The sequence below is a fragment of the Aquicoccus sp. genome, assembly GCF_041686535.1.
Classification (GTDB): Bacteria; Pseudomonadota; Alphaproteobacteria; order Rhodobacterales; family Rhodobacteraceae; genus Aquicoccus.
Window position 1 is genome coordinate 1 of sequence record NZ_JAWLDS010000158.1, and the last position, 4349, is coordinate 4349.

General features: G+C 66.2%; 4 protein-coding genes. 2 read left to right on the forward strand and 2 right to left on the reverse strand.

Annotated features, from left to right (window positions below):
- Positions 1-158 precede the first annotated feature (158 nt).
- Together ACESL9_RS17175 and ACESL9_RS17180 are read right to left on the reverse strand one after the other, a co-directional pair.
- The gene (locus tag ACESL9_RS17175) at positions 159-623 is read right to left on the reverse strand and encodes a DNA polymerase III subunit chi (RefSeq protein WP_372609859.1); all 465 of its coding nucleotides are present in this window, start codon (positions 621-623) and stop codon (positions 159-161) included.
- Positions 624-632: 9 nt separating this feature from the next.
- Positions 633-2102, reverse strand: a complete 1470-nt coding sequence (locus ACESL9_RS17180) for a leucyl aminopeptidase (protein WP_372609857.1) — start codon at positions 2100-2102, stop codon at positions 633-635.
- Between the two features lie 146 nt (positions 2103-2248).
- Between ACESL9_RS17180 and lptF the strand changes: the two genes are divergently transcribed.
- On the forward strand, positions 2249-3376 hold the full coding sequence (gene lptF, locus ACESL9_RS17185) for an LPS export ABC transporter permease LptF (RefSeq protein ID WP_372609855.1): 1128 nt from the start codon (positions 2249-2251) through the stop codon (positions 3374-3376).
- Positions 3373-4349 (forward strand): LPS export ABC transporter permease LptG (lptG, locus tag ACESL9_RS17190; RefSeq protein WP_372675315.1); only part of this gene is annotated, 977 nt, incomplete at its 3' end. The genes lptF and lptG, both read left to right, overlap by 4 nt.

Below are 4349 nucleotides of genomic sequence, written 5' to 3' on the forward strand. Positions count from 1 at the left end.
GGCAGTTCGACGTTGAAAAGCGCCCATCCGGGGGGGGGGCGGTCGGGCGCTGCCCGGACGGCTTCGCCGCTGTTCCGGGCAACGGCAACACCGCCCGGCAAAGCAACCGCACCACCCTTTGCCTGCCCCTCATGCGACAGCACTCAGCACCCGGCCCCCTAACCGCCCGCCTCGGCCTTCATCTCCCAGCGGCCCGATTCCTCGGACCAGTATTTCGCCGCGCAGCCCGCCCCGGTCAGAGCCTTCCATTGCGTTCGCGCACGCATCAGCGCCGCATCGTCACTGCCGTCGAACAGGATGCACACCCGGTCGAGCGCGCCCACCTCTTCGCCGCTCACCTCGGCCCCGTCCACCGCCATCAGGCAGGCCGCGCCGTTGGGCATCGCCGGCTCGGTGGTCAGCAGCACAGGCTGCATCGCGTCATGCGGCCCACCTGCCAGCCCGTGCGGCAGGAACCCGTCCGCCGGCTCAAGCCACAACCGCTCGTCGAGCCATGCCATCCGTCCCGCATCCGTGCCGCGCAGCGCCACCTGCCAGCCCCGCGCCAATGATCGCGCCAGCAGATCGGGCAACACCGCCTCAAGCGGCCTGCGGGTCAGGTGATAGAAATAGACATCGCCCATAAGGCCCCGTTATCCCTCGTATTGATCCGCCACCAGCCGGTTGAGCGCCATCACGCCCCATCCCGTCGCACCCTTGGGGGCAAAGGCAGTGTCCTCCTTGACGCGGGCCACCCCGGCAATGTCGAGATGAATCCACGGACAATCCTCCTTGACGAATCGTTGCAGGAATTGCGCGGCGGTGATCGACCCGGCGGGCCGTCCGCCCACGTTCTTCATGTCGGCGATCTGGGATTTGAGCATCTTGTCATAGGCGTCGCCCAGCGGCATCCGCCATGCGCCTTCTGCCTCGGCTTCGGCGGCCTTCAGAAATTTCCGGCAGAACGCATCATCGTTGGAAAAGACACCCGCCTTCTCGTGGCCCAGCCCGATGATGATCGCCCCGGTCAGCGTCGCCAGGTCGACCATGCCCGCGGGCGCGAAACGCTCCTGTGCATACCACATCACGTCGGCCAGAACCAAACGGCCCTCGGCATCTGTGTTGATCACCTCGATCGTGTCGCCCTTCATCGAGCGTACCACGTCACCGGGCCGCGTCGCGTTGCCCGAAGGCATGTTCTCGACCAACCCGACAAGCCCCACGACATTGGCCCCCGCCTTGCGCCGCGCCAGGGTGCGCATGACACCCGCCACCACGCCCGCGCCGCCCATGTCCATGGTCATGTCCTCCATGCCCGCTGCAGGCTTGAGCGATATCCCGCCCGTATCGAACACCACCCCCTTGCCGACAAGGGCCAGCGGTTGCGCGTCCGACTTGCCACCCTTCCAGTGCATCACCACCACTTTCGACGGGCTGTCGCTGCCCTGCCCCACCGACAAGAGGCTGCCCATGCCCAGTTTTTCCAGGTCCGGCTCGTCCAGCACCTCGACCTCGAGGCCCAGCGCCTCCATCTCTTTCAACCGTTCGGCAAAACTGGTCGTGGTCAGGTGGTTGGCCGGCTCATTGACCAGGTCGCGAGTGAAATGCACACCCTCGGCCACCGCCAGCGGCGCTTGCGCCGCGGCTTCGACCTCTTGCGGCTTGGCGCACATCACCGTCACCGCGCCGCGCGGATCGGGATCGGCACTTCTGTGCCGGTCGAAATCGTAATGCCGCAGGGCGATCCCGGTCACGAGTGCGGCAAGCCGCGCATGATTGCCCGCCAGAAGCATGAGATCGGCCTTGCCCATCGACCGGGCCAGCGAAGCCCCCGCCTTGCGCGCGTCCTCGATGTCACAGCGCCGGTCGAGCCGGACCACGTCCACCGCCTCGGCCGCCATGCCGGCCGGATAGGCCATGCTCAGCACCTCGCCCGGCTTGGCCTTGCCGAACCGCTCGCCCTCGACCATGCGTGCCAGCGCGCCCCTTGTGAGGCGATTGACCCGCCGCGCGGCCCGGTCGAGCCGTCCATCGCCGCCCACGATCACCGCCACGCGGCCTTCGGCGCCGGCAATACGGTCGATATCGGTTTCGGCAAAGGTGAATGTGACGGACTGGGTCATGGTGGGACTCCCTCGGTTTCGCTCATGCGCAAGTCCTAGCGCGCGCCTGTCCGATTGGCCAGAATGCAGTTTACCATCCCTTCGGCTTTCCTGTAATGTCCGCCCAATATCTTGTTGCCCATATGGTGCCCCGGGGGAGTGCGGACTTGGCCAGATTCGACAGATACCTGCTGTCGCAGTTGATGGTGCTGTTCGGATTCTTCGCCCTCGTCCTGGTCTCGATCTACTGGATCAACCGCGCGGTCAAACTCTTCGACACGCTCATCGGCGACGGCCAGACCGCCTGGGTCTTTGCCGAGTTCACCGCCCTCACCCTTCCGGGCGTGATCCGCCTCGTTCTGCCGGTGGCGGGATTCGCCGCCGCGGTCTATGTCACCAACCGGCTCAGCTCGGAAAGCGAGCTCACGGTGATGCAGGCGACCGGGTTCTCGCCCTGGCGGCTGGCCCGGCCGGTGCTGGTCTTCGGGCTGATCGTGGCGGGCATGATGTCGGTTCTGACCCATGCGCTGGTTCCGATGTCGCTTTCCCAGCTCAAGGAACGCGAGATCGAGATCTCGCGCAACATCACCGCGCGGCTGCTGACCGAGGGCACGTTCCTGCACCCGTCCGAAGGCGTCACCTTCTATATCCGCGAGATTACCCCCGAAGGCGCGCTGCGCGACGTGTTCCTGTCGGATCGGCGCAGCCCCGGCGAAAGCCTCACCTATACCGCGCAAGAGGCTTATCTCGTGCGCGACGGGGACAGCGCGAAACTGGTGATGATCGACGGGTTGTCGCAATCGCACAGTCACGCAACCGAACGGCTTTTCACCACGCATTTCGAAGACTTTTCCTATGACATCAGCGCCCTGATCGACGACCGGCAGACCGCGAGATTCGAGGTGGGTCACGCCACGACCCTCGACCTCATCCGTGACCCGGCCGCGGTCGCGGCACGCGCCGGGGCGCAGCTCGGGCTCAGCGCCGACGAGCTGCACAACCGTTTCGCGCAACCGCTCTTGTGTCTTGCCGCCGCGCTCATCGGCTTTGCCGCACTGCTCACCGGCACGTTCAGCCGCTTTGGCGTCTGGCGCCAGATCACCGGCGCGATCTTTCTTCTGGTGATGCTCAAGCTGATCGAGGGGCTGGTGACCGAACCCGTGCGCGCCAACCCGAAACTCTGGCCGCTGATCTATGCCGCGCCGCTTCTCGGGCTGGGTGCCGCGGCGGGGCTCCTGGGCTTCGCCGCGCGCAGCCGCACCCCCCGCCGCGCCCGACCGGAGGCCACGGCATGAGGCTCCACCTCTATTTCGCGCGCAAGTTCGCCTGGACCTTCAGCGGGCTGTTGTTCCTGTTCTTCCTGCTCCAGGTGCTTGTGGACCTCATCGAACAGATCCGCAAACTCGACAGCACCAATGCCGGTTTCGCCGACATCGTCGGGCTGACACTGCTCAGCGCGCCGGGCGGGCTCAACACGATCCTGCCGCTGGTGATGATTCTCGCCACTGTCGCGCTCTTCATCGGCCTGGCGCGCTCGTCCGAACTGGTGGTGGTGCGCGCGGCGGGCCGTTCCGGTCTCAAGACGCTTTCCGCCCCGGTCCTGGTGGCCATACTCATCGGCGGTCTTGCGGTCAGCACCTTCAACCCGATCGTCTCGGCCACGTCGAAACGCTATCAGGAACTCTTCCAGCGGCATGTGGCGGGCGGTGACGACGTGCTGTCGATCTCCTCCGAGGGGCTCTGGCTGCGCCAGGGCGGACCCGAGGGCCAGACCGTGATCCGTGCCACCGCGGCCAATGCGGACGCCTCGATCCTCTATGACCTCAGTTTCATCACCTATGCGCCGGGCGGCGGCCCGCTGCGCCGGATCGAGGCACGCGAGGCACAGCTTGCGGATGGTGCATGGCACATGCGCGACGCCAAGTCCTGGCCGCTTTCCGGCGGCCTCAACCCCGAGGCCGGCGCACAAACCCACAGCGAACTGGACCTTCCCTCGTCGCTCACGCAGGATCGCATCCGCGACAGTTTCGGCCGCCCCGACGCGATCTCGGTCTGGGATCTGCCACAGGTCATCGCACAGCTTGAACAGGCCGGGTTCTCGCCACGCCGCCACGCCGTCTGGCTTCAGATGGAACTGGCGCGGCCCCTGTTTCTCGTCTCGATGGTGCTGATCGGCGCAGCCTTCACCATGCGCCACCAACGCGGCGGCGGCACCGGAATCGCTGTGCTGGCCTCTCTGCTGATCGGCTTCTCGCTCTATTTCATCCG

Bases quoted from the DNA above. Each gene is read 5' to 3' on its own strand.
- ACESL9_RS17175 (WP_372609859.1), bottom strand. From the start codon at position 623: ATGGGCGATGTCTATTTCTATCACCTGACCCGCAGGCCGCTTGAGGCG.
- ACESL9_RS17180 (WP_372609857.1), bottom strand. From the start codon at position 2,102: ATGACCCAGTCCGTCACATTCACCTTTGCCGAAACCGATATCGACCGT.